The sequence below is a fragment of the Pirellulales bacterium genome (genome assembly GCA_033762255.1).
Lineage (GTDB): Bacteria > Planctomycetota > Planctomycetia > Pirellulales > JALHPA01 > JANRLT01.
Window position 1 is genome coordinate 1 of record JANRLT010000066.1, and the last position, 24,479, is coordinate 24,479.

Here is a 24,479-nt window from a genome sequence, read left to right on the forward strand (position 1 = left end):
CCTACCTCGAGGGGCCGGTGACCAAACTCTCTGGCGGCTGGCAAACCCGCGTCAAGCTGGCGGCGCTCCTTTTGCACGAGCCAAATTTGCTGCTGTTGGACGAACCGACCAACTTTTTAGACCTGCGGACGCAGATTTTGCTGGAACATTTTCTCAGAAATTATGACGAGGCCTGTCTGGTTGTCTCGCACGATCGGGCGTTTCTGGGGGCGGTCTGTGGGCACACGCTCGACCTCAGCCGGGGCAAGTTGACGATGTTTCCCGGCAAAATTGACGCCTTTTTGCAGTATCAACAGGAACGGCTGGAGCACGACCTGCGGACCAATGCCGCCGTATTGGCCAAAAAGCGACAGCTCGAGGAATTCATCGCCAAGAATAAAGCCCGCGCCAGCACGGCCACGCGGGCCAGGTCTAAAAGCAAACAACTAGAAAAGCTCGAACTGACCGACATCGCGGCGGATGAGCCGACCGCCCGCATTCGCGCGCCGCAGGTCGAACCACGCAAGGGACCGGCCCTGCGCTGCCGCAATCTGGCCATGGGCTATGCCGAACGACAAATTGCCAGCGGGATCGACCTGGATATCGAGCATGGGTCGCGGGCGGCGATCGTCGGCGATAATGGCCAGGGAAAAACTACGTTTCTGCGGACGATTGTGGACTCCCTGCCGCCGCTGGCGGGAGAGGTCCGTTGGGGCTATGGCTGCGCGGTGGGTATTTACGCCCAGCATGTTTACACCAGCCTGCCGGACAAGCAAACGGTGCTGGAGTATCTGGAATACAACGCCGCGGCGGGGACCAAATCGCAAGAGATTTTGGACCTGGCGGGGGCGCTCTTGTTTCGCGGTGAAGCGGTCAAGAAACGAATTTCGGTTTTATCCGGGGGGGAACGGGCCAGGCTGTGTCTGGCGGGATTGTTACTCAGTCAGTACAACGTGCTGATCCTGGACGAACCGGGCAACCACTTGGATGTGGACACGATCGAGGCGCTGGCGGAAGCGCTGCTTAACTACCAGGGGACGGTCATTTTTACCAGCCACGACCGGCACTTTATGAAGCGCGTGGCGACCTGCATTGTCGAAGTGCGTGACGGGCAGGTGACCAACTACCGCGGCGATTATGAAGCGTACTTGTATTCCGTGAATCAAGAGATTGAGGAAGGGGAACGGGAGCAAGCCAGCGGCATGTCCAAAGCGCCGCGCGACGTAAAGTCCACCGGTACGGAAAAACCCAAGCCAACGCCGGTAACCGTAAAGGCCAAGCCCGTTCGCCGCAACGAGCGCGAGATTCGCAAGGAGCTAGCCACGGTGGAACGGGCCGTGGCCAGCCTGGATACGCGTAAAAAGCAAGCCAACGCGCAGCTTTTGCAGGCGACCGATCCCGCCGACGCGCTCCGCCTGCATAACGAAGTGGTGGAGTTGGCGACCCAGTTAGAAGAGATGGAAAACCGCTGGTGCATTTTGCAAGAGGAATTAAACGAGGGAGAGTGAAGCTAGCGGCTATCCCTCCCCGCCGACAAGCTGAAGCGCATTTGTCCGCCGAAATGTCCGCGTACTTATTCTTTTCAGGCCACGATCATCAGTTGGATCGACTCGGGTAGATATTGGGCCACGGCTTGAATGGTGTCTCCCTTCATGGCGCGCCACAATCCGCCGCGTAGGGATGTTCCCATCATCAAAACCGACACTCCATGCGTGACCGCCATATCCAAGATCGTATCGGGCAGATCGTGGCTCAAGGCATATAGGCAATAGACAGGCACGTCGTGTTCGGCGGCCATTTCCCGCGCCGCCGCAAACAGGCGAATCGCGTCCTGATCATCCTCGCCGCGGGTTGGCCCCAGCGGACCCATCGTGGGAACAGCTAAATGCCTGATAAACAACACCAGCAACTCGGCATTTTGGGCCTTGGCCTGCTTCACGGCGCTCTGCAAGAGCTTGAGGTTGCCGTGGGTGCATACCATGATTCGCGTCCCGGTAGCCTCCACGACATCTGGCTTGGTTGTGGCCGTCGTTGATGAAGAGGCGGTGGCCGTCGCTGCTGAAGAGGCGGTGGCGGTGGGCAAGGCGGGGACAATGTCGGCTCCGCGGTATGTCAAACGGGTTTCACCCGCGAATTCCAATTGCGGCGTGGGAATAAAGGTATTCACCGGTTCGAGTAGCCACGCGCCAATGTTTCGATAATTGTGCGCCAAATAGCGCGCTAACAAACCGACGAGCACTATCGATCCGGCAAACATGAGCGCGTGTGGCTTTTCATAGCCAATCGTGCACCATATCGCAATCATCAAAATCGCCAGCGCCAACATCGGCCAACGTTCGTATGGCTTTAAATCCAAATTTCGATTCGTGGAGCACGCAGAGAGGTTAATCGCCACCGCTCCCACCACCCCGATGGCGTATAAATCGGCCAAATGGCTGACATCCGGCACCATGAGGACCGTGACCGCTGGAAAAATGGAGGCCAGTAACAAGCCCAGCACCGGCATGCCCCAGCGATTCAAGCCGCTAAAGACCAAAGGCAATTCGCGATCATGGGACATCATAAATTGGATGCTGACCAAATCCGTCACGGCGGTATTGACCGCAGAGAGCAGGAGGCAGGCAAAAATAATCGAGGCCACAGCGGCGAACGTGGGACCGATGTAATATTCCGCCAGAACGCGCAGCATAGTGTCGCGCACCCGTTCCATTCGCTCGGGATCGCCCACTCCCAAAATTTCGGGTGGAATCGCTTGCATTGCCACGGTCAAGACCAAATTCAAGACCACAATTTCCAAGAGCACCGGATAAATGGATAATCGCGCGGTGCGGGTTACCGGCTTTACCATGATGCCCGTCATATTGGCAACGGCTTCCACCCCGGAAATCGCCAAAATCAAGCCGGTAAACTGCGTCCACCAGTTGGTAAAATTGCCGGTGGGGGGGGTCACTTTCGCATACCCAAACTGCGGCGCGGCGGCGACCGCGATTGCCAGGCTGCAAACAATAGTCGCTATCGCGACGAACATCGCCAAGGTTCCCGCTTTGGTCGGGCCAAAAAAATTAATCGCCCCGATCAGCAAAATCCCCCCGGCGGCCCACCATTCCGCATGGGGTAAATGCAAATAATGAAACGCGTCCAGCGCGGAGAGCGACGCGGTGACGACATAATCCGCGCACAAAAGCAACGCCCCCACCACGCCCAAAAAATGTGAACGTTGACGTGCCGCGGAATAGACTCCCCCTCCTTCCGGATAGTGGCGGCAGATTACTTCATAAGCCCACCCCACCCCCACCAGCAGCACGCTCATTGCCAACAAAAACCAGATCGACGCGAATTGAGCGGAAAAAAATGCCAGGCCCAGTACATAAAGCCTGCTGGTACCCCAATCGCCAAACAGCATCGGTCCGGCATGATACCAATGCAACTGCCGGGGACGTTCGCCGGTATTCAACATGATTAGTAAAGTAATATTCGAAAAAATGTAAGGCAAAAAGCCTTGGCGGATTAAAACGAATAGCAATCATCCGCTGCCGGATATGATTGTCCCAATTTAACAACTCTTTGATTTTTCGGTGTTAAAACTGTGTTTAAATATCCGTGCTGGGCATTAAAAAAGTGTAAAGATGTGCTAAATTGCCAAAAAAATACCCGGGGAAGTCTCGGGAATTCACTAACGCGGGTCGCAAATTGACGGTTGTTTGTCCTGTGCAACCCTGATCTTCCGCTAAGTCGGTTGGTGTAAGCGGAAAATTTCGCTTGTTTACGCGTGCTTGTAAAATGTGATTGCCTCGATACTTTGGCGGTATTTATAATAAATTTATTAATCGCGGCGAACATATCCCGCCTACACATCAAACTGATTTGGTGTTTTACACATATTATTGCCATGAGTCCTACCCTTAATCGCTCTTCAACCCAGCATGCTTCCAGTAACACCCACATCCGCCGCTTGGCGAGGGGATTTACTGCTTTTTTCGCCAGTTGCTGGGCCTTTTTGTTAACTCCCGCCCACGCGGACATTTTTATCCTGGAAAATGACGGCCAGATCGAAGGGGAGTTGGTCAACCAGCCCGCCACACCCCAACAGACCTTGCGCATCCAAACAAAATCGGGCGGACTTTTAGAAATCAATAGCGCGCTGGTCAAGCGGCATATTCCCACGTCTCCGGTGGATGACCAATATGAGCAACTCCGGGTGACCGCGGCGGACACCGTGGCGGGCCAATGGGAATTGGCCGAATGGTGCCGGGTCAAAAATCTAAATAAACAGCGCGAGGTCCATTTACAAAGGGTGATCGAGTTAGACCCCAACCATCGCGATGCCCGCGTCGCCTTGGGGTACGCCCAGGTGAATGGCCAATGGCAACGTCAAGAGGACAAGATGATCGCTGAAGGTTACGTGCTGTATAAAGGGAAGTGGCTGCTGCCGCAAGAAATCGAAGTGATCGAACAGGCCCGTCAAAAAGCACTCAAGCAAAAAGAATGGTTCACCACATTAAATAAATTGCGGGCGGACGCGCTGCGGGGCTCTCCCCCGCAAAAAGCCCAAGAGGCATTACAAAAACTTAAGGAACTCAACGACCCGCACGCGGTTCCCGCCTTATTGCAATCGCTCAAGACCGACTCCAATCAGCAAATGCTGGTCCTTTATTTGGAGGCTCTCTCCCGGACCGGCGGCAACGACGCGGTTAAGGTCCTGGTCAATCTGGCCATGGGCGGAGGAAACGAAAACCTGCGCGATCTGGCGCTGGACTTATTAAAGGCGGGCCACCATCCCCAGGCGGTCGGTTTTTTGGCCACGGAACTGCGCAGTAAGGATAATAAGCGGGTCAATCGGGCCGGTTATGCCCTGGGGGAGATCGCTGACCCCGCCGCGGTACCGGTCCTTATCGAGGCACTGATCACCAAACATAAATACCAAATCAGTGCCGGCGACAATGGAGCCATTAGCAGCACGTTTTCATCTGGGGGCGGGGGTGGTTTTGGCGTGGGGGGCAAGCCCAAAATCATCGAAGAGCAAATCCAAAATTTTCAGGTTTTATCGGCCCTTACTAAAATCACCGGCCAAAACGAACTGGAATACAATCAACCCGCGTGGCGCGCCTGGTACGCCGCCAATCAAAAAAAACCGGTCATCAGCGGTCGGCGGGATTAAGGGGACTCTATTGACCGGCACGGCAGTTTTACCGCGCGAATTCTTGACGATTTTTATCGTATAGATAATTGCCTCTGTTTTTCCATGCTCCCGCGGGTTATTTCTCTGGTAAACGCAAAAACCGTTTGAACCTGCCGGTTAAAAGATTATCATAATTAAGTGGCAATTCTCTATTTTGCTGGCACGATGGGCTTGATTGCCACGGCCAATGGCGGCAGATGCTCATGGAGCCAGCGTGGCTGTGAATATTTTTTGTCGGGTTGGTGTTTTGCCCCAGGGGCGAGGCATCAACCCCGTGATTTTTTTGAAATTTTCGGAACTATGTCCCCAATTATCGGAATTGACTTGGGCACCACCAATTCCGCGGTCGCCTACATGGCGCCTGACGGGCCGCGCCTGATCCCCAACGCCGTGGGAGAACGGCTGACCCCTTCGGCCATCGGCTTTGAAGAAGATGGCAGAATCTTGGTCGGTCGCGCGGCCAAGGAACTTCAGGTTCTCCATCCCGAGCGGGTCGCTACGGTCTTTAAGCGAAATATGGGGACCGATTGGAAACAGGCTTTTCCGGGAGGAGAGTTTACTCCTGAAAAGCTATCCAGTTTGGTGCTTCGTTCGCTCAAAGAGGACGCCGAGGCGTTCTTTGGCGAGCCGGTCACCCAGGCCGTGATCACCGTCCCCGCTTACTTTCATGACAATCAGCGAAAGGCCACCATTAACGCGGGCAAAATCGCCGGGTTGAACGTGCTGCGTATCCTTAACGAACCGACGGCCGCGGCCCTGGCCTATGGTTTGCACGCCCAGGGAGACAAAATTATCGTGGTGGTGGACCTGGGGGGCGGTACGTTTGACGTTTCGGTGGTGGAAGTGTTTGAGGGGGCGCTTGAGGTGCGGGCTTCTGCCGGTGAGAGTATCTTGGGGGGAGAAGACTTTACCCGCACCCTAGCGGCCCGGATTTTGGAGCAGCGGGGGATGCATTTTGAGCGGGCGGAACTGGAAGCCCCGCGGTTGGTGTCGCGGCTGTTGTGGCTGTGCGAGCAGGCGAAATGCCAACTGAGTAAAGTCCCCGCGACAACCGTGAAAATTCCTAATTTACAAGGGGAGTTGTCCCCCCAGGCCGAGGAATTTGCCGTAACGCGGGAACAGCTTGACCAATGGACGGAAGGGTTGTTGGGCAGAATCGAACTGCCGATCCGCCGCGCCCTGGGGGACGCGGGGTTAAATCGCCATCAAGTCGATGAAGTCATCTTTGTCGGCGGGGCGACGCGCATGCCCATGTTTGCGGAACGGATACGCCGGTTATTTACGGGCGAACCTCATAGCCGCCTGAACCCCGACGAGGTCGTCGCGCTGGGAGCCGCCGTGCAGGCCGCGCTCATTGCCAATGATGAAAGCGTGGGAGATCTGGTGATGACCGATGTTTCTCCCTTTACATTGGGGATCGAAACATCCAAGGATTTTGGGGGCAACCTGCGCAAGGGTTATTTCATGCCCATCATCAACCGCAACACTACCATTCCGGTGAGCCGCGTGGAACGGGTGGTGACGGTGCATAACAACCAAACTAGCATCGTGGTCAAGGTCTACCAGGGGGAACAGCGGCGGGTGGAAAACAACCTATTTTTGGGGGAGTTTTCGGTGGAAAACATCGTTCGCGGGCCCAAGGGGCAAGAGATCGATATCCGCTTTACCTATGACCTGAATGGCGTGCTGGAGATCGAGGCCACCGTGGTGGCGACGGGCCATAAAGTGACGCACCTGATCACCAAACACGCCCGCACGATGACCGAGTTTGAACTGCAATCCGCGATTAACGCCATGCAGGCGCTAAAAATGCATCCCCGGGAAGACGCGCAAAATCGGCTGCTGCTGCGGCGGGCCGAACGCGTCTATCAAGAACTGTCCCTGCATGGGCGGGAACATCTGACCGCGCTATTGGACGGGTTTGAGGATGCCTTGGATCAAGGGGATAAAATCATTATCGAACGCTTTCGCGAGGAACTGATCGAGTTTTTGGACCATGTGGATCCAGGAAATTCCGACGAAATTTCCAACTCCGACTAAGGAATTGAGCAAACTCGTTGTTTACCGCATTTTAGATGATGTCCCTGGGACGGCCCGCGGGAGGGCTTTTTTGCGTTATCGTTTTTTTTATGTCCAGCGCGCAAACACCATCCGCCCTGACCCCTCCCAGCCGTGTCGCTTGGGCGGAAGGGATTTTTGACACCTATCAGGAAAATTCAAGCGGGAGCCAGCCCGACGATAAACCAAATTCCGCTCCGGGGCCACTGCGGGACAAGGGACGGCTGTTGGGATTATTGCGGGAAGAAGATTTTGTCCCGCCGCTGGCGCTCCTGCAGGCGGCGGAGACGTTAGGCGTGTTGCCCGGAGAAAAATTGTCGCGGCGGGGATCCTGGTACGAGGCCGACTGCGATATCTATGAGCTAGAGTTGGAAAGCAAATTGGCCGAACTAGTGGATCGGTTATGTGCGGATTACTTTTTGTTGACTCCGGCCAATCGGCAGGCTCGCTTTAATGAGTTAATGGCCGCCGGCGAAAAATTTCCCCGCGTTCGCGCGCGGTTATTGACCTTGCTCGAGGGACTGCAATACGAGCCGCAAAGCCCCAAGTACCTGACAGCCTTTGAGGCGACCGCCCAGGGGTACATACAAGAAATTTATCCGCTTCCCCCACGGGAACGCGCGGTGCGCCGCCGGGCCGCGGCACGTAAAATCGCAACGGAAGCGGTGTCAAATACTAAAAAGTATATCCAAGAAATCCGCCAGGCGGTGGCCAAGTTGACTCCCCGCCAGCCAGCGTTACAGCAGTGGACGACCACGCTGTTATCCGGCATGCAAGCCGATAAAGTGCCGCGAGGTTCCGACACGGTACAGTTGGCGGTCCCCTCGCGAAATTCTCTGCCGGACAAGCCCGTTGACCAAGCCACCAGCAAAATGCCCTGGTATGTCCTGCCAATTATTGTGGCGGCTATTATCATGGGCGTGGGGCGGGGAATTACCGACACTTCGCGGAAAGTCCCCCCACAACGAAATTCCACCCAAAACAGTCGTTACACCGTCCGTGAAGGCGTCCAACTGGATCCGCAATACCCGCCGCTGGATGTGGAAATGCCCGAGCAGCCGATGGATAGCTCGGCTGAAGAATTGCAGCGCTATCAGGCCGAATTAGAACAGCGCGTCAATGAAGCAGTAAAACGTGCCGCCGAACTGCGCAAATCCCTGAACAGTGAAAAACAGCGTCCCCCATTTGATGACGAGTTACCGGAAACCCCCGCTGATTCGACAAATTCCCCATCTGGCACAGATACTCCAGCAGACCCACTGGATAATCCATTTGATTCACCCGTTTCACCCCCCACCGACGAGAGTCCCTCGCCTACACCGCCAGCGCTTAAGAATCCATTTGAATAGCATGGACGGGGGCCGGAGTTGATCTTTGAATGGTTTTGGGGATAATCCGCCAAAAAAGCCTGTTTACTACTGGATGTCATCCCGGAATCATGATTTTTTTAACCAAGCATTTATCTTAAAACAATCTTTTATCAACCATGACCCCCGATTTGCCAGAAGATCTCTCGGCTTGGCCGAGTCAACCTGACAAATTGTTGGGTATTACCGACCAGACCACGGCCACGGAGCTAAAGCGGCGTTATACCTCGCTCATCCGCAAGTTCAAGCCCGAGCGTTTTCCCGATCATTTTCGCCGGATTCGCGAGGCCTACGAACAAAGCTTGCCCATGATCCAGTGGCGCGATCAGCGCCGTCAATATGCTCCTCCGGTTGTTTCTTCTCCCGGCACTCCCCCGGAATCTCGAGCTGGCGGAGAAGATGCCGCGGCGTCAGCCACTCCTCTTTCAGCTATTGCGCCGACCGAACCTAGCGAGGTTTTAAACCCGGACGAGGCCAATGATAAGATACCCGGGGCGACTGGGGCTAAAACGGCGGCTGAATCGCCTGCGACACAGGATTCCGGGTTAGACGCACGGAATACTTTACCCCCGGCAAATCCCCTTGCGGCCGAAATGGCCCCAACCGCCGATCGCGAATCAATTTTAGCGACTCCCCGCGCGCCAGCGGCCTCGCCTTGGCTCAATCCCGGCGACGCCGGTTGGGAAGACGGCCTGGAGCAAGTATGGAACCAGGCACGCCGGGGAGATGTCGCGGGAGCTTACCACCGGCTCTGCCAGTGGGAAAGTCGCCACCGGGGAAATGGACCGCTTTGTACGCGGCTGTATTGGTTATTGTCCATCCATCCTGAACTAGATAAGAATCGGGAACCACTGGAGTGGTTAATTGCGGCGCTCCGCGCCAACGGCCTAAGCGGAGCCAATTGGGAGTTATACCGTCGCGAGCTAGAACGCAGACCAGCGGAGATCGGGACCCCGCGCTGCGAGGAAATCTGGCAGTTTGCGGCCACGCCGGGGGCCTTGGCCAGTTTTGCCCATTGGCGGTGGAGCGCCGCCGTGTCGCTAAACAATATTGAGATCATCATTAATGATTTAGACCGGCTGTATACCGTCCTGGCGGCCGATCACGCTGATTTGTGGGCACAGTTATTGATGCGGGGAGTGGGCATCATGGCCTGGAGGACGGAGGATTCAGCGCGGCATGCCAGCGAGGTGTGCTTTGCTGAATTAGAAAAACTGGGGGATTTGTATCATCGTCAGTCGGATTTATTTGAAGAGCTGGATTGGTTGCGGACTGTCTTGCCCGCCTGGCAAAAACTGCGCCATGCGGAGTTTCCCCCGGCACTGGTCGATTTTTTGGCTTCGTGCTGGTATCTCGAACCGCATCTGCTGGAACAATTGGCGCTACGGCATTTTCAGCAAATGTTGGCCTACACGGATAACACGCTTGCGCTGTTTGATAATTTGAACTACATCGCGCCCGAAACCATCCACCTGCTGCGGCGGGCCTTGCGGTCCTGTGATCGCTTTGGCGGAGAGCGCCCCGCGCCGGAAGATAGTGATTATTTACTCGATCTGTTCGCGGCCCATTTTAAGGATCATGCGCGGATCAATTATGCGGCGTGCCGGCGATGGATATTAAACTTTTGCCTGCATGAGCGGGTTGGTCCGCAGGATTTGGCGACGTTGCTGATGTGCGACGCCAATCCCCCCGGTTGGCTCGTGGAATTGGCCGATCAATTGAGCCAGGACCATTCCCTAAACTATCTGTACTTGATCCATGTGGTTTTGGCGGATTGATTTATCTCCCCGCGCTAGCGCGAGGCTATTGGAAACGACTAACCAGCCATCCCGTCAAAAAAGCAGCGGTTCCAGGATCTTCATCCTGGAACCGCTGTTATAAAAGCTATCTGGATTATCGTTTAATTTATCACGGAAAAAGCCACCGCGGAACGCTTGCCTAGGCCTTGCGGCGGCGAGCGGACAAAATGCCCAGGCCGACCGCGGCCAACGAACCCAATACCCAGGTGCTGGGTTCGGGAATCGCGGTGACCGCGGGGTTGGAAATGGAGAGGGGATTTCCCACGCCCGAGCCAAAATTGCTATCGATCGGCAAATAGTCTGCGGCGGTAACCATTCCGTCAAAGTCGCCGTCACCCAGCGTCCAACCCCCGGACAAACCGGGAGTGGCGACGCCTAGGTTTGAATCTACGACCACATAATCAGCGCCGTCCACCTGGCCATCCAGATTATAATCGCCCGGATAAGTAAACCGGACGATCACTTGATTAAACCCGATGCCCAAGTTGGCGTCACCCAGGGTGATGTCATAAAACGGATTGCCGACATTGCCAAATTGGCTGTTGGCGTTATCGACCGCGATGAGAATCCGTCCCCCGCCCGAATTATCCACCGTGGTGCTGCCAATCATCGGCACGTTATTGCCCGGAGCCGAGCCGAACGTGTAATAATTGTCAAGATATTGGGTGATGGTCGCAATCGGATTGGGATCGACGAGGTTGTCGGAATGAAATAACACGAGGTCGTTGTCATTTAAGTCGATGTAACTCTCATTGCTCATCAACAAGCCTGGCATCCCGGTCCCTCCATTGAGGGCCGTGTTATTGACAATCATTAGGCCATTGGCGCCGCCGTCAACTTCCGCGGCGGTCAGTCGGGTAAACTCTCCGGCGTTACCGGGAGCCAGGGAGAGTTTTTGTTGCCGCAACCCGTTGACGGTCAAGGAATCCGTGCCAGCAATCGTGGTTTGTCCAACCGCCGTTCCGGCACCGGCCCCAGGTCCGCTGACGTGGCCCACCACATGATCACCATTGTTAACATTGAGCGTGCTGGTGCTGGAACTGGTGATCACGCGGGCGGCATTTCCGCCGCTGGTCCCCAGGGCGCTGACATTGCCCGAGAGTTCCAGCGTGCTGCCAGCCGCGATACCCACGGTGACGCCGGTGCCGACGGTGCTGGTGTTAGGGCCGGTGACTTCCAGTTTGAGCGTGGTGGCGGGGCCAACCTGAACTGCGGCATTATTCCCAAAGACCAGATTGGTGCTGACCACCTGATTTGTGGTGTTGCGCAGGGTGCCGTCGATTTTGGTGGTGGAACTGGGATTATTCAAAATGGAAAAGGCGTTGGCCAGTTCCAAGGTTCCCCCCGCCGCCGCTTGAAATTCGACATTGACAATCGGATTGGTCGGGGCCACCGCCAAATCATAAGTCAGCGTCCCTTCCGTCACGGCAACGGTGCTCAGCTGGCTGTAGTCCTGCTCGCCCTGCAACACAAGTTTTCCCGCGCCGGACTTAGTAAAGATCCCTTGGTTTTGCAAAATCCCCGTGTGGGTCGTCGTGTTGGGGGCACCATCGGTCCTAATGCCGCCCGTTGTTTGCACGCTGATATTGCGGGCCGTTGTGAAACCCGCGGACGTGGCCAAGCCACCCCCCTGCATGGCAAAGTCGACGGTTCCCGCCCCCAGGGCGCTATCCACCGCCACGCGGACAAAGCCCCCTTGCAGCAGCATATCGTTGACAAAATCATTCGCCGGGTTCGACAGGGTGAGAGTGCCGCTCCCTTGCTTGATAAAGGTGCCCGTCCCGTGGATCGGTCCGGCAATTTCGCCATCGACACCTGGCGTGAGGAACGGACGGGCGTTCTCGGAGCCGGGCATAAAGATTTCCCGCAGCGGGTTGAGCACGATATTAGGCGCGTCAAACCGGAACGAGCCAGCCAAATTTTCGGAAAATTGCTCCAGGTCGTTGTCGGGGTTGCCCAACGCGGCGTCACTGGTAAAGGCCAGCGTCCCGCGCCAGTTTTGAATCGTCCCCACAAAGTCATTCAGCGGATTCGTCAACACCAGGGCGTTGCCGTGGTTGCCGCCGGCGGTAGCATCCACAAAGAATCGGGCCCCCGGGCCGCCGCCAGTGATTTTACCCGACATCGTCACTTGTACGCCCGTCGGATTGGATGACGTCGGCGTGCCGGTGGTGTTCAAGAAGCTCAAGCGGAATTCGGCGGAGCTAAAGGTAAAGTCGTTGGTCACGACGTGCGAGGTGTTATTGTCAAAGCGGAATCCGATGGCAGGCAGTGTGTTGGAATTACCAGTGAACAGGTTGGTGCTCATGACCACCGGACCAGTGCCAAAACCCGTCGCGGACCGCAACACCCAGCGGGTTTGTTCATTGCCGGTCACGCCACCGGTAAAGGTGTTGTTACCGCCCAATTCAAACGTGCTGGGCGTGGGGGGGGTAAAGACCAATGAGCCATTCCCGGAGATGTTATTGGGAATCACCAGCGTGCCGCTGCGGTTAAAGTCAATGACCGATCCAGGGGCCATCGTGACATCACCTGTTCCCAGGCTGCCAGTCGTCCCGCCATTACCCACGGATAGATTCCCGGCATTGATGGTGACCGGACCGGAAATATTGTTATCACCCGCCAAGACCCAGGTACCGGGGCCGTTCTTGATGATGGAGACCGGGCCGCCGTTGTCGGACAGTCCCGCGCCAAAGGTGCTAACGTCGGCCACGGTTCCCCCCAGGGTGATCGTGCGCGGACCCGCTCCCTGCATGACCGCGGGGGTGGTATTGGTCAAAAACAGGGAACTGCCGTTGGCCAGGATGCTGATATTTCCCGTTCCAATGGTCAGGGCCTTGTTGGAAAAGCTGGGGGAACCGCCCGTGTGAATAAGCGTGACATTTTCCAAAGCCAGGGATGAACCGGCACCCAGGGAACTGGCGATTCCGGCGTCGGAAATGGATGTGACCCGCACCGTCCCGCCACTGAGCGAGACCGGCCCGGTAAAGCTGTTGGTGGCGACATTAAGCGTTAGATTGCCGCTCCCGGTCTTGGTAAGTCCGCCGACGCCGCCAATGCTGCCACCGACCGAGTCAAACACATAGTTCTTGGTAGTGGCGTTGATGATGGTATTGAGCGGATTGACCGAAGCGGTAATTTGCACGTTCGGCGAGGCGGAACCGTTATCGTTAAAAGTAACGGTATCCAAGTCAAAAAACGTATCGAGCGGCATGCCGGCCGCGGTCAGGTTTTTCCAGACGTTGTTACCGCCGTTATTCAGGTCCCAAATGTTATTGACGGCATCTCCCCGCCATTCCAAATTAGCGGGAGTGCCGGAGACATTGAGGTTGACCTGATTAGCAATGCTGGTGTCAAAGGTAAAGACCTGACGGGTGACGCCGCCGCCAAACAGCGACAGATTGGCCGCGTTGCCGGTCAGTGTGCCGCTGTAGGTCAGCAAGGTGTAGGTGCCATTAGCCAAAAACGAGTTAAAGCGATTGACCTGGATGGGGTTGACATTATTCAATGTCAAGTCACCCACGACGTTGATTAGATCGTTCACCCCGCCGCCAACGGTTGTCAAATTTGACAAGTCATACTTGAGAGTGGTGCCGTCCAACGTGAGGTTGTTGGCAAAGGTGGCGGTGCGGACATTGCTGGCTCCGCTGGCACCGATCTCTAATGTGGAACCAGTGAGGGTTACATTGCCGATGACGTCATTGGCGGGAGCTCCCTGGCGGCCCACCCGCAGGGTGTTCCCCGCGACCAGATTCAGTCCATTGGCCGACACATCCAGTACGCCCCCCGAGTTCACGGTGTAAGCAGTGCTGAGGACGCCGCCTGTTCCCGCGACGACCAGGGTACCGCCGTTGACCGTGGTGGGACCCGTGTAGCCATTGATCGCGCTGAGGGTCAGCGTGCCGGGGCCGACTTTGGTCAGGCCGGAGCCGGCGTTGAGGCCGTCTTCCGCGATGGGGCTGGTGATGTTTAACGTCCCCGCGGTCACCCCAATGGACGCGGTGGTCGGACCGGATCCCTTGGTTAAACCGCCGGTGATGATGTCCCATTTGGTGATGGTGATCGGACCATTGTAGGTGTTGTCACCCGCCAGGTTTTCCAGCGCGCCCGCCGGGGTCCCACCTAGGCTTGAGCCCATCCCGTCAATCGTCAGCGGCTCATCGGCAAATGTCACCGGCGCCCCGCTCGATTCCAGGGCGACCGTCCCGCCACTGACCACATCGGTGCCGCGGACAATGTCACCCATGCCGTTGGCATTGGCAATGATGTATTTGGCTTGGGGATAAACATCAAATTCCTTTGTATGCAGGTTGGCGGCGGTCACCTTGAGCGAACCGGGGATGTAGGCAAATCCCGGCGTGCCGGGATCAGCGCCATTGGAGCTAAAAAGCGATGTCGGTTCAAAATTGCCACCGGTAAAATCCTCGATCACCCCCGATAATGTGGCGTTGTTGCCATTCACATTAATGACGGTGTGCTCCCGCAGACCGACCGGATTGGGCAGGTTGACGTTATTTGCCAAAAAGTGCAGGCCGGATTCTTCCTGGCCAGCGCCGCCGCGGGTCACGTCCAACACCAGTCGGTTCGTCGGATTGCCCAGCGCGCTGCTGGCGGTCACGCCCATCATCCCGCGAAACAGCAAAATCTGATCGACGGTAAAGTCATTCGCGGGGTTGCTAAAAATAATCCCCCCCTTGGCAACGCTGTCGGAGTTGCTGATCCGCAGGATCATCCCCGAGTGTCCGCCGCTCAGTTTGCCGCCAAAGGTCGGTTCGAGGTTGATGTTGGAGGTAAGTTCAATCTGCGGGCCACTGGCGGGCAAGGTGACATTATTTGTCATGGTGCCGGTGGCAAAGTTGAGATTGAGCGCATTATAAGCCGCGGCGTCCGGTACCAGCACGATATTGGCGGTTCCCAATGCTTGGGGATGCCCCACCCGCAATGATCCAAAACGGTTGTTGTTTGACACAAAACCGGAGGCACGGCTCAGGGAAACGGTCCCCGATAGCGTGCTCGGTTGGGTGAGAGCGATATTGCCGGCACCGGTCTTGGTAAAGCCGTCTGTTCCTTCCAATGGGACGTTGAGCGTCACTTGGCGGTTGTTATTAACGGTGATCTGCGGACTGCCCGCCGCGACGTCCAGCGTGAGCTTGCTGGTCGTGGGTGTGCCGGGGTTAATCGTCCAGGTGCGGGTCGAAGCCGCCCCCCCCGGCACCACGCCAAAGACCAAGTTGCCAATCGTCCGATCGCCATCCAGGGTGACGCTGGCCGCGGCTCCTAGAGCCGTGCTAAATGTCCCGGTAAATCCCTGGCCGTCGGCAACGATACCCCCGGTCCAACTAGCGGGATCATTCCAGGAACCCCCTGTGGTCAAGAGCCAACTGCCATCGGCGGCATGAGCTGACATGGGAGAGGAAATTTCGGAACCGGCAAATCCCGCCGCCGAGGCCAGGCCCAGCAGCAACGCTTTGCGCCAATTCTTGGCCAAATAAAGTTGCACGGAAGTTTGACCCAATAAAAAGTTCCAAAATTTTTGATCCATGTGGTCCTCAATCGAGAAAGTTGGGCAAAAACAAGTAAATAATCCCGTGACAGCACAATTGCCCGGGAGGCAGTTGTAAAATCAATCTGTTGCCAGATTGACTAGAGGGTTCAACAACGGTTTGCCCCGTTTGTAACAGTGCAAGGTGTGGTGAATGAATTTTTGTAACAGGACAGAATATAGGCAGGAATTGTTACAAAATGATTTGGCGGATGTTTGAATTTGCCTAATCGACAATCTTAACGTGGATCAAATAGACTGCTCAAACAATTAAGGGCAAGTGTATTGCAAAATCAGAGTCTAAATCAAGTATTGTTAGGGAATTGTTAGCTTTACTTTAATGCGTTGTCCAAATAAACATAGCCCGGCTAGCATTTTATGAAGGCACTCAGCATTATTGGGATAATACCGGATGACGCAACCGCGTTGCGGTAGATTCCCTCACCCCGGCCCTCTCCCAAAGGGAGAGGGAGTATTCCCTAGGTAGCCGCTGCGCGGCAACACTGGGCTGAGATTCGTAACCGCGTAGAGGTAGATTCCCTCACTCCAGCCCTCTCCGAGAGGCAGAGGGTATACCGCGAAGCGGTTCTGTAACAAAGCCCACGGGTTGGAGGGCAGCGAACAACCCTGGGAAAATGGCTTGCGATTAAGATTAGGACCGTGAGCGCTTTCGTTACGGCCTAAAGTCGCTCGTTTGGTCTTTGGCGTTGCGCGTGCCCAGAGCCGAGAAAGTCTTGGGATTAATGGAATTTTGAATTAAATGGACAGAGCTATCGGCCATCAGGATATGCGCCGCGTCCCCGCCACCGTGGCTGCTACCGTAGCTAAATTCGTATTCCCCCCAGGGGCGGTGTTCCTTGGTCAGACCGATCGGATTAGCCGTGGTCCCCCAGACCTCTGACACATCGCGGGTTTCGTCGGCGTCATCTCCACCGATAAACCAGTGGTCTTTTTGGGAGTTTTCCGGGAAGGGGCCGGGTGTGTTCAGTGGATCTTCACCAGTACCGGGGCGACTAACCCGCGGATCGGGGAGGACCTCGCCCAGGCAGACGGTTTTGGACATTCCATCGTTTATTTCGCGCACGCGGGTTTTGCTGCCGTTATAAAAAATCCCGTCGGTTTTATTCCAAAAGCGTTGATTTTCCGGTTGGCGACCCACGCGGTGATCATAATCCAACTTGATCAAACCCGAGCAATTGGCCACGTAGCTTGCCGGGACGCGGCGCAGGACCGTCCAACTGGCTTCGGATATATTAAGATAATTTTGCTCAATGGCCATCGAGGGACAACGAAATAAGTTGATGATTTTTTCGCACGCGGCCACGTTACGCTGGGTGGGATCGGGTGACCCCAGCGTGGCACTGGGATAACCAATACCCTGGGACGCCCAATTGGCCCCCTCGCTTGATTGAACCTGACTGGCAAAAACCAAGGCTTTAAATGTGGGATTTTCCTCGATATAGGGGAGGATATATGCGCTCCAATGCGCCCCGTAGCCATGATTGGATTCCAGGTTCATGTTTCGCTCCGCCCCGGGAGGAAACATTTTATTGGCATCCAAATAATTATGGACAGCAATGCCTAGGTTTTTGATGTTGTTTTGACAGGTGGTGCGGCGAGCGGCCTCGCGGGCAAGCTGCACCGCGGGAAGCAGTAGCGCCACCAAAATGCCAATGATGGCAATCACGACCAGTAGCTCCACCAGGGTAAAGCCCCGGCGCATGCTGGCCGTTGAGGGGAAATATCCGGGGAATAGTCGGTAGGCAAAGCTGGACCTGCTCATGCGGAAAGTTCCTATTTCTTGGATTTGAGTTGAAATGTGAATTTTCCCCCGGTCCGATCCACCACGACTTTTTCGGGCGTGGTTTTATCCTTGGTGTATTCCTCTAACAGTTTTTGCCGTCCCCCGGGCACTTCATCCGGCTTTTTGTTGGGGGGAAGCGTGTTCCCCGCTCCGTCCACATACCAAAAAAAGAGGACTTTGTAATTTCCCGCGGGAAGGCCAGCTTCACCTTTGCTATAAGTGACGGAAAAATTTCCCCCCGCCTGGGAAACACAAGCCCCGTATTTAGGATCTCCCGCGGTGTAATCGATGTCCTCGACAAACATCATCTGCACCCCTTCCGCCGGTTTGCCATCGACCAGGACCTGCCCCGTGACCGTGGCCGGGGGGGCTTCGCCGCAACCAGACACCGCCAGAATTAAGCAAAAAGACGCAAAAATCGCCAACCAATTTCCATTGCTGGCGCGGGTTGACAAGCCCTGCCGGGAAAAATGATCATCCTGCTCGCCCAAAACCGATGGGGAGTTGCTAAGGGAGTGTTGAAACATGCCATTTGTTATAAAAACAGAGAGCCGTTTTACACAAGCAAGAAAAACCAAAATCCAGCTTTTTCATCATTTGCTAACAATTTTGGCTCCGCTCTGGGGGCGGAGTCTTTTCCCAAATTGCCGGAATTACCCGCTGGAAATGAATTTATTCCAGAATCATATTGGACGCAAAGAACTGTTCGCGGGCGCTTTTGGATAAGCGTTGGCGGGAATTTGTCGCTTGTGGTGTATGCCATAACAGACCGGCGGCTTGATCCGTGGCAAGACTATTATCCGACAATAAGAGTTCGCCGTTGAAATCCGAAACGTCGTCTCCCAGGCTGGCCAAGATCTCACCCAGGGAAAGCGGATTACCCACTCCCGCGTTAAGATTGCTGTCGATCGCCACGTAATCGCTGGTAGTGACCATGCCGTCAAAGTCGCTATCCCCCAGGATCCAGCCGCCGACACCACCGGGAGTGGCTAAGCCTAAGTTTGCGTCAATCACCACATAGTCGCCGCCGTTGACCTGGCCATCCAGGTTCATATCGCCGGGATACGTAAACCGAACAATAATCTGGTTAAAGCCCGTCCCCGCGCCGCTGTCACCCAAGATTAAGTCATAAAAGGGCGCGGCGATGTCGCCAAAATTGGCAATGGCGTTGTCCACGGGGACCAGCACCCGGGTGCCGCCGCTATCCTGGACGGTGGTGCTGCCGATGACCGGCACTCCGGTTCCCCCGGCAAAAAACTGATCCACCGCCGCGGTGATCGTCGCCAGGGGATTTGTCCCCAGGGGATCATAAAACAACACCAAATCATTATCGTTGAGATCCAGCGTGCTGTTGTTTCCCAACGTCAAGACCCCCGCAACCACGACCAGTCCCGTGGCTCCGCCGTCAGGTTGGACAACCAAACGGGTGGGCGTGGCTTCGGTTCCCGGGTCCAAAGTTAAGTTGTTGGCACGGAGTCCGGCCACGGTAAGGGTTTTTTCGGCATTGACCAGAACATTTTTTGACCCGGCCAACGTAAGCGGCCCGGCAAGCGCGACCACGCCATCAATACTGACGGCGCTGGTCCCATCCCCCGGATTGAGGGTGGTCGCCGCGGCGGTCAGGTTGTCCCGTAGGATGATCCCGCTGGCGGCGGACAGATTGATCGTGCCGGTCGGGCCAACATCCAGCGTGGCCCCCAGGTTTTGACTGATGGTGTCAAAGCCACTGGCCTGCAAGTTGCCCCCCACGACCGAAAGCAAACCATTAAAAACCAGCGTATCCCCCGCGTCCCCGCCCCCCGTCACCGTGAGGCCGTGGCCTAACGGGCCCAGTGTGACCGTATCGGGGTTATCGCCCGTGGCGATCGTTAGCGAGGCGACCGTGCCGGCGGGGCCGGTCACGGTGTTGGTCCCGCCGCCGGTCCAACCCGCCGCCATCGCGGCGTTGGTCAGGATAATCACCTGGGCATTGTCCGTAAGCTGGTATTCGGCGCCAGCGTTTATTAGGGCTAGGGACAGGGTGTTGGCCACTCCCGCACGACCGGTAAAGGTGATGAGGCCGTTGTCAAAATCCAGATTAGGAGCGAGGGTGGTATTGGGGTTAATCGTGACGGTGATCGTGGCGATGTTTGACGTGGCGTTGGCCGAGTCCGTGATCTGAAAGGTAAAGCTGTCGCCGCCGGATTCGCCGGGAAGCGGGGTGTACGTGTATGCCCCGGTGGCGGGATCGGTGATGTTCACGGTCCCTTTGGTCCCCTGCGCGACGATGGCGTACGTCAGGCTAGAACTATCGACATCATTACCGGTCAGCGCGCCGTTAAATGGCGTCTCATAGTCGGTGGTGAGCACGCCGTCATTGGCGACGGGAGAGTCGTTGATGGGGGAGATATTGACCGTGACGGTGGCCACCGTGGAAAGTCCCCCCTCGTCATCGGTGATTTGAAAGGTAAAGCTGTCGGGCCCGGCGGCGTCAGGCAGGGGAGTATAAGTAAACGCGCCGGTGGCGGGATCCACCACAACCACCGTTCCCAGGGTCCCCTGGTCCACCACGGCATAAGTCAAGGTCGCGCTATCGATATCGCTACCAGTGAGCATGCCGTTAAAGACGGTGTCCTCTGTCGGCGCGATGCTTTGATTATTGGCCACGGGGGGATCGTTGACCGGGGTAATGGTCACGCTGACCGTGGCGGTGTTGGAGACGGCGTTTAGGTCGTCCGTGATCTTAAAAGTAAAACTATCGCTGCCGGTGGCGTTGGCAAAGGGCGTATAACGAAAACTGCCGCTTGCGGGATTTACCACCGTAAAGAATCCCTTGGTCCCCTGCCCCACCACCGAATACGTCAAATCGATGCTATCGGGATCGCTGCCGGTGAGAATGCCATTAAATTCGCCATCCTCCGCGACGGTAAGGGTCCGATTATTAGCCTGCGGCGCGTCGTTAATGGGGGTAATGTTAATGGTAACGACGCCAGGCGCGCTATTGGCCGTTCCATCAAAGGCGAAATATGTAAACGTATCGGTCCCGGTGGCATTGGCGTCGGGAATGTAGGTAAAGCTGCCGTTTGCGTTTAGCGTGACGTCCCCTTTGGTGGGCTGGGCGTTCAGCGTGGCGGTCAGGGTGTTGCCGTTGACATCGATGTCATTGGTTAGCACATTCCCAAGTAAACTGGTGTCCTCGTTAATGGTAAAGCTTTCGGGATTTGCCCCGGCGGGCACGTTCGGATTAACGATTCGCACATTGGAAAAGTCCGCCCGCCCGGGATTGGTCGCGGAACCGTTATTCGACGTGTGGGCCAGGCCGACTTGCACGGTGGTCCCCATGGCGATGGTTTGGGAGGTCCCCATTTGGGTCCAGGTTGTGCCATCGGGGGAATAAAAGGCGGTGAACACATTTCCCACGCGCGTGAGACGCACCCACTGGGGATCGGTGATGCCCGCGACGGTGGTGCCATTGGCGTTGCCGCCGGTGGTGGTCCGATACTGAAAGGCCGCGCCGCTATCGCCTGAGATCAGCGCAAACGCGTACTGCGAGTTGATGCCGGTGGTGGAGCGGATCATAACGCCCGCCTTGGCCCAGGCGGCCACATTTTCCACGTTGTCCACGCGGGCGATAATGCTGACATCCCCGCTGACCGTCAATCGCGTAAAGCGAAAGTTGTCGGTGGTGCCCCAGACATCATTACTGCCGATGTAATCCGAATAAACACCGTTCAGGTAATGGACCTGACCGGGAAAAGGCGCGGTCCCGATGTCCGTGCTGGTCCAGGGAAGCGGCAGGGAATTGCCATTGGTGACCACGGCCAGATCCTTTGGCGAACCTAAAATCGCGCCGCTCATGCCGCGCACGCGATACACATATTTCGTAAACAGGTTTAAGCCCGTATCGTTGTAGGTCAAGACATTGGCCGCCGGACTAGCGATGGTGGTAAAGTTGACTCCATCGGTCGAGCGTTCCAGTCGATACCCGGTCTCGCCCGTCAAATCCGACCAGTTCAGCGTGACCGAGGTTGTGGTCTTGGCGGAACTGGTAAAGGTGGCCACCGCGGGAAGCGGGGTCTGGGTGCTAACCACGGTGGAAGTGGCAGCATCCCCCAGGGAATCCAGAGTGACGATGCGGTAATAGTAGGTTAGCGTCCCCGAGAGCCCGGTGTTGGTATAACTGGGGATTTGGGCCGCTAGGTTGGCGATGGTGCTCCAGGTGGTCCCATTTGTCGAGCGTTCGACGCGGTAGCCGGTCTCTCCCGCAACTTCCCGCCAGTCCAGGATCAGGCTGGTTGTGGTCCAGGTGGAAACGGTAAAATTGGTCACCGCCCCCGCGCGGGTAGTCGCGCTCACGACCGCACTGGGGGCGGAAACGGTCGAGTTTTCATTGGCGCGAATGCGATAAAAGTGCATTAACGCGCTGGTGCGGCCGGTATCGGTAAAGGTGGTGGTGTTGGCCGCGACCGTCCCCGCCGTGACAAAGCTGACGCCGTCGGTCGAACGCTCGATGGTGTAGCCGGTTTCGCCGGCGCCGTTGGTCCAGCTGAGGCTAACGCTGGTGCTGGTGATGCCGGTCACGGTCAAACCCGTGGGGGCGGCCAAGGCGTTGAGCGTGGGGAGCGTGTTGGCGTCGCTAATGTTGCCGGTCATGGCCACATCGGTAAAGGTCGCATGGTTGGTCAGGCGATCCTCATGCGCGGTGGTGGCCAGGCCGATCAGCACCGTCGAGGCCATGCTGGTGGTGTGGGTAGAGACCAGCGTCCAGGGATCGGCGGCGTTGGTTTTGACAAAGCCGGTAAACGTATTTCCCGAACGCACCAGGCGCACATATCGCTGGGTAAAGGCCCCGCCGTTAGTGGCGGAACTGCCGGAGTTTGCTCCCGCGGTGTCGCGCCAGGACATTTGCGCGCCATTCGCCGAGGATAACTGCATAAAAACATTCCTGGAATTCGCCGCGGTGGTTTCGCGGATCATAACCCCCGTTTTGGCCCAGCCATTCGTTGGATCGAGACTGGTGACGCGGGCCTCGATGGATCCATCCCCGGTCAATTTTTGAAAGGCATATTGAAACTCATCCGCCGTCCCCCAAATGTCACTCCCCGAACCAGCCACGGTAAAGGTGCTGGTGGTCGGATTGTAATGGGAATATCCGGCGTGCCCCACGCCGCCGATATCCTGGTTGGCCCAATTGGCCGATTGGGTGGAGAGGGCGTTTGCCACCGCGATATTATAGGTTCCGACATCGCCGTAGTTTCCCGCGCTACTGACAAACGCATAATACGTTCCCGCGGGCAGGGTCACCGTGACGGTCTGGTTATTAAAGACAGGACTGTTGCCTATGGCCAATAAGGCGTTGGCGGCATTGCGAATTTCCAGCTTGGCGTCCAAGCCGCTGGGGTAATCCATCCCCACATTGATCGTGTAATTGCCGCCGGTGGAGGTAAAGGAAAACGCATCCACGTCGGCCAGGCGCTCGATGATCCCGCTTTTGATCTGGTAACCGCCGCTGCTAGTTAGCGCGCTGGCGGTGGCAATCGTCCCGCCATAATCATCCGCGCGATAACCATCCCCGCCATAATTATCCAAATCAGCAGCGATCACCGCCAAATCATCCTGCAGGGTGCTGGGGGAGCCAGACGGGTGTCCCAGCCACCATTTCTTGACCAATCCCGCGTAATCCACACCCATGATCGCGCCGTGATAATCGTCCTGCGCGCCGCGATATTCGGCTACTTTCTGGGCATTAGCGTCATAAGTGGATTGATGCGACAAGCCAAAGTTATGCCCCACTTCATGAGCGATGCCCGATTGCCGCGTTCGCGCGTCGCCGCTTTGGTTAAATGATTCGACCTCACTGTTGGGAAAAACATTGACGTAACTATAGCCGCCGCTGATATTGTTTCCCGAAATGTGCCAAGCCTTGGGCCGCGCTGCGGTATAGACGGTGGTCACGTTCACATTGAACATGGCGAAATAGTTGGAAATATGCCGCCAGGCCTCGGCAATTTCCTTTTGTTCGTTAACGCTAAAGGTCGCCGGGTTGCCATCGGTGTCATAGGCGGTCGTGGCACTGCCGGTATCCCCGTCAAAGTCCAGATAAATATCCGCCGGGGCGCTGGCAAAGCTGTTTAAAATGGGCAGGCCAGCCGCGGTGACGGCATAGGTAATCGGAACGCCCAGCCATTGAAACCCGCCAAAGCCCGCGCTTTGTCCTTCGGGGGGTTCATCATGATCATGCCCGGCATGATTCTGAGGACCGGCCAAACAGGTGGTTAATTCACATGAACTAATTACCGTGGAAGAGCCTTCCACCGTGGCGTCCTTTAACCAGGTGTTGGGAATCTCGCGGGGGGCATAATTGGCGATGGTAGAGTTAGCAACGTTGCCGTTGACAGAGAGCGACTCTAATTCGACATTTCCCGCGTGCTCCGCGCATAGGGCAATCCGCGGTTCTAATAACTCACACAACGCCAAGCGGGAGCGCCGCAGTTGATTCTGCTGACCGCGGGACGATTTGTCCCGTTGACCGCGAGCAGACTTTCGTGTAGTGCCAAAAAATGAATGCAGTTGCTTGATGTTCCGCCAACTCATGCTCGCGCACTCCCGGATGGTGGGTGTTCACAATGGAATTCCCACGATAGGTTAGAATTCTCTGTTCTTGCCGATTACCAACAGACCGTTGGTACAAAACCGGGGCATAGCTCACACCAGGGTTTGTCAGCACGCGCGCCTCACTTACGCGTCATCACAAATTCTTCCCTGCTCTGCC

Annotated in this window: 10 protein-coding genes; 5 read left to right on the top strand and 5 right to left on the bottom strand. The window is 56.4% G+C overall.

The genetic code is table 11. The features are described 5' to 3' along the window. On the top strand, window positions 1–1,487 hold a 1,487-nt coding region (locus tag SFX18_18615; GenBank protein ID MDX1965164.1), incomplete at its 5' end, for an ABC-F family ATP-binding cassette domain-containing protein. 74 nt (window positions 1,488–1,561) lie between these two features. Here SFX18_18615 and SFX18_18620 read toward each other — a convergent pair. After that, complete coding sequence (locus tag SFX18_18620; protein ID MDX1965165.1) at window positions 1,562–3,436, bottom strand: universal stress protein; 1,875 nt, start codon at window positions 3,434–3,436, stop codon at window positions 1,562–1,564. 432 nt (window positions 3,437–3,868) lie between these two features. Between SFX18_18620 and SFX18_18625 the strand changes: the two genes are divergently transcribed. From SFX18_18625 to SFX18_18640, 4 genes are all read left to right on the top strand, one after another. Next, window positions 3,869–5,137 carry a HEAT repeat domain-containing protein gene (locus SFX18_18625; protein MDX1965166.1) on the top strand — a complete coding sequence of 423 codons (1,269 nt, stop codon included), beginning with the start codon at window positions 3,869–3,871 and terminating at the stop codon, window positions 5,135–5,137. A gap of 321 nt (window positions 5,138–5,458) precedes the next feature. Further along, window positions 5,459–7,198: an Hsp70 family protein gene (locus SFX18_18630; GenBank protein ID MDX1965167.1), complete on the top strand. Its 1,740-nt coding sequence runs from the start codon at window positions 5,459–5,461 to the stop codon at window positions 7,196–7,198. A gap of 89 nt (window positions 7,199–7,287) precedes the next feature. Then, window positions 7,288–8,565 (top strand): hypothetical protein, encoded by a 1,278-nt coding sequence (locus SFX18_18635; GenBank protein MDX1965168.1) that lies wholly within the window; start codon window positions 7,288–7,290, stop codon window positions 8,563–8,565. 137 nt (window positions 8,566–8,702) lie between these two features. Further along, the gene (locus SFX18_18640; protein ID MDX1965169.1) at window positions 8,703–10,361 is read left to right on the top strand and encodes a hypothetical protein; all 1,659 of its coding nucleotides are present in this window, start codon (window positions 8,703–8,705) and stop codon (window positions 10,359–10,361) included. A gap of 160 nt (window positions 10,362–10,521) precedes the next feature. Here SFX18_18640 and SFX18_18645 read toward each other — a convergent pair whose 3' ends face one another. From SFX18_18645 to SFX18_18660, 4 genes are all read right to left on the bottom strand, one after another. After that, window positions 10,522–15,924, bottom strand: a complete 5,403-nt coding sequence (locus tag SFX18_18645) for an autotransporter-associated beta strand repeat-containing protein (protein ID MDX1965170.1) — start codon at window positions 15,922–15,924, stop codon at window positions 10,522–10,524. A gap of 673 nt (window positions 15,925–16,597) precedes the next feature. After that, on the bottom strand, window positions 16,598–17,707 hold the full coding sequence (locus SFX18_18650) for a DUF1559 domain-containing protein (protein MDX1965171.1): 1,110 nt from the start codon (window positions 17,705–17,707) through the stop codon (window positions 16,598–16,600). An 11-nt stretch (window positions 17,708–17,718) separates the two neighbouring features. Beyond that, window positions 17,719–18,255: a hypothetical protein gene (locus tag SFX18_18655; GenBank protein MDX1965172.1), complete on the bottom strand. Its 537-nt coding sequence runs from the start codon at window positions 18,253–18,255 to the stop codon at window positions 17,719–17,721. A gap of 145 nt (window positions 18,256–18,400) precedes the next feature. Continuing rightward, window positions 18,401–24,301 (bottom strand): Ig-like domain-containing protein, encoded by a 5,901-nt coding sequence (locus SFX18_18660; GenBank protein MDX1965173.1) that lies wholly within the window; start codon window positions 24,299–24,301, stop codon window positions 18,401–18,403. Window positions 24,302–24,479 lie beyond the last annotated feature (178 nt).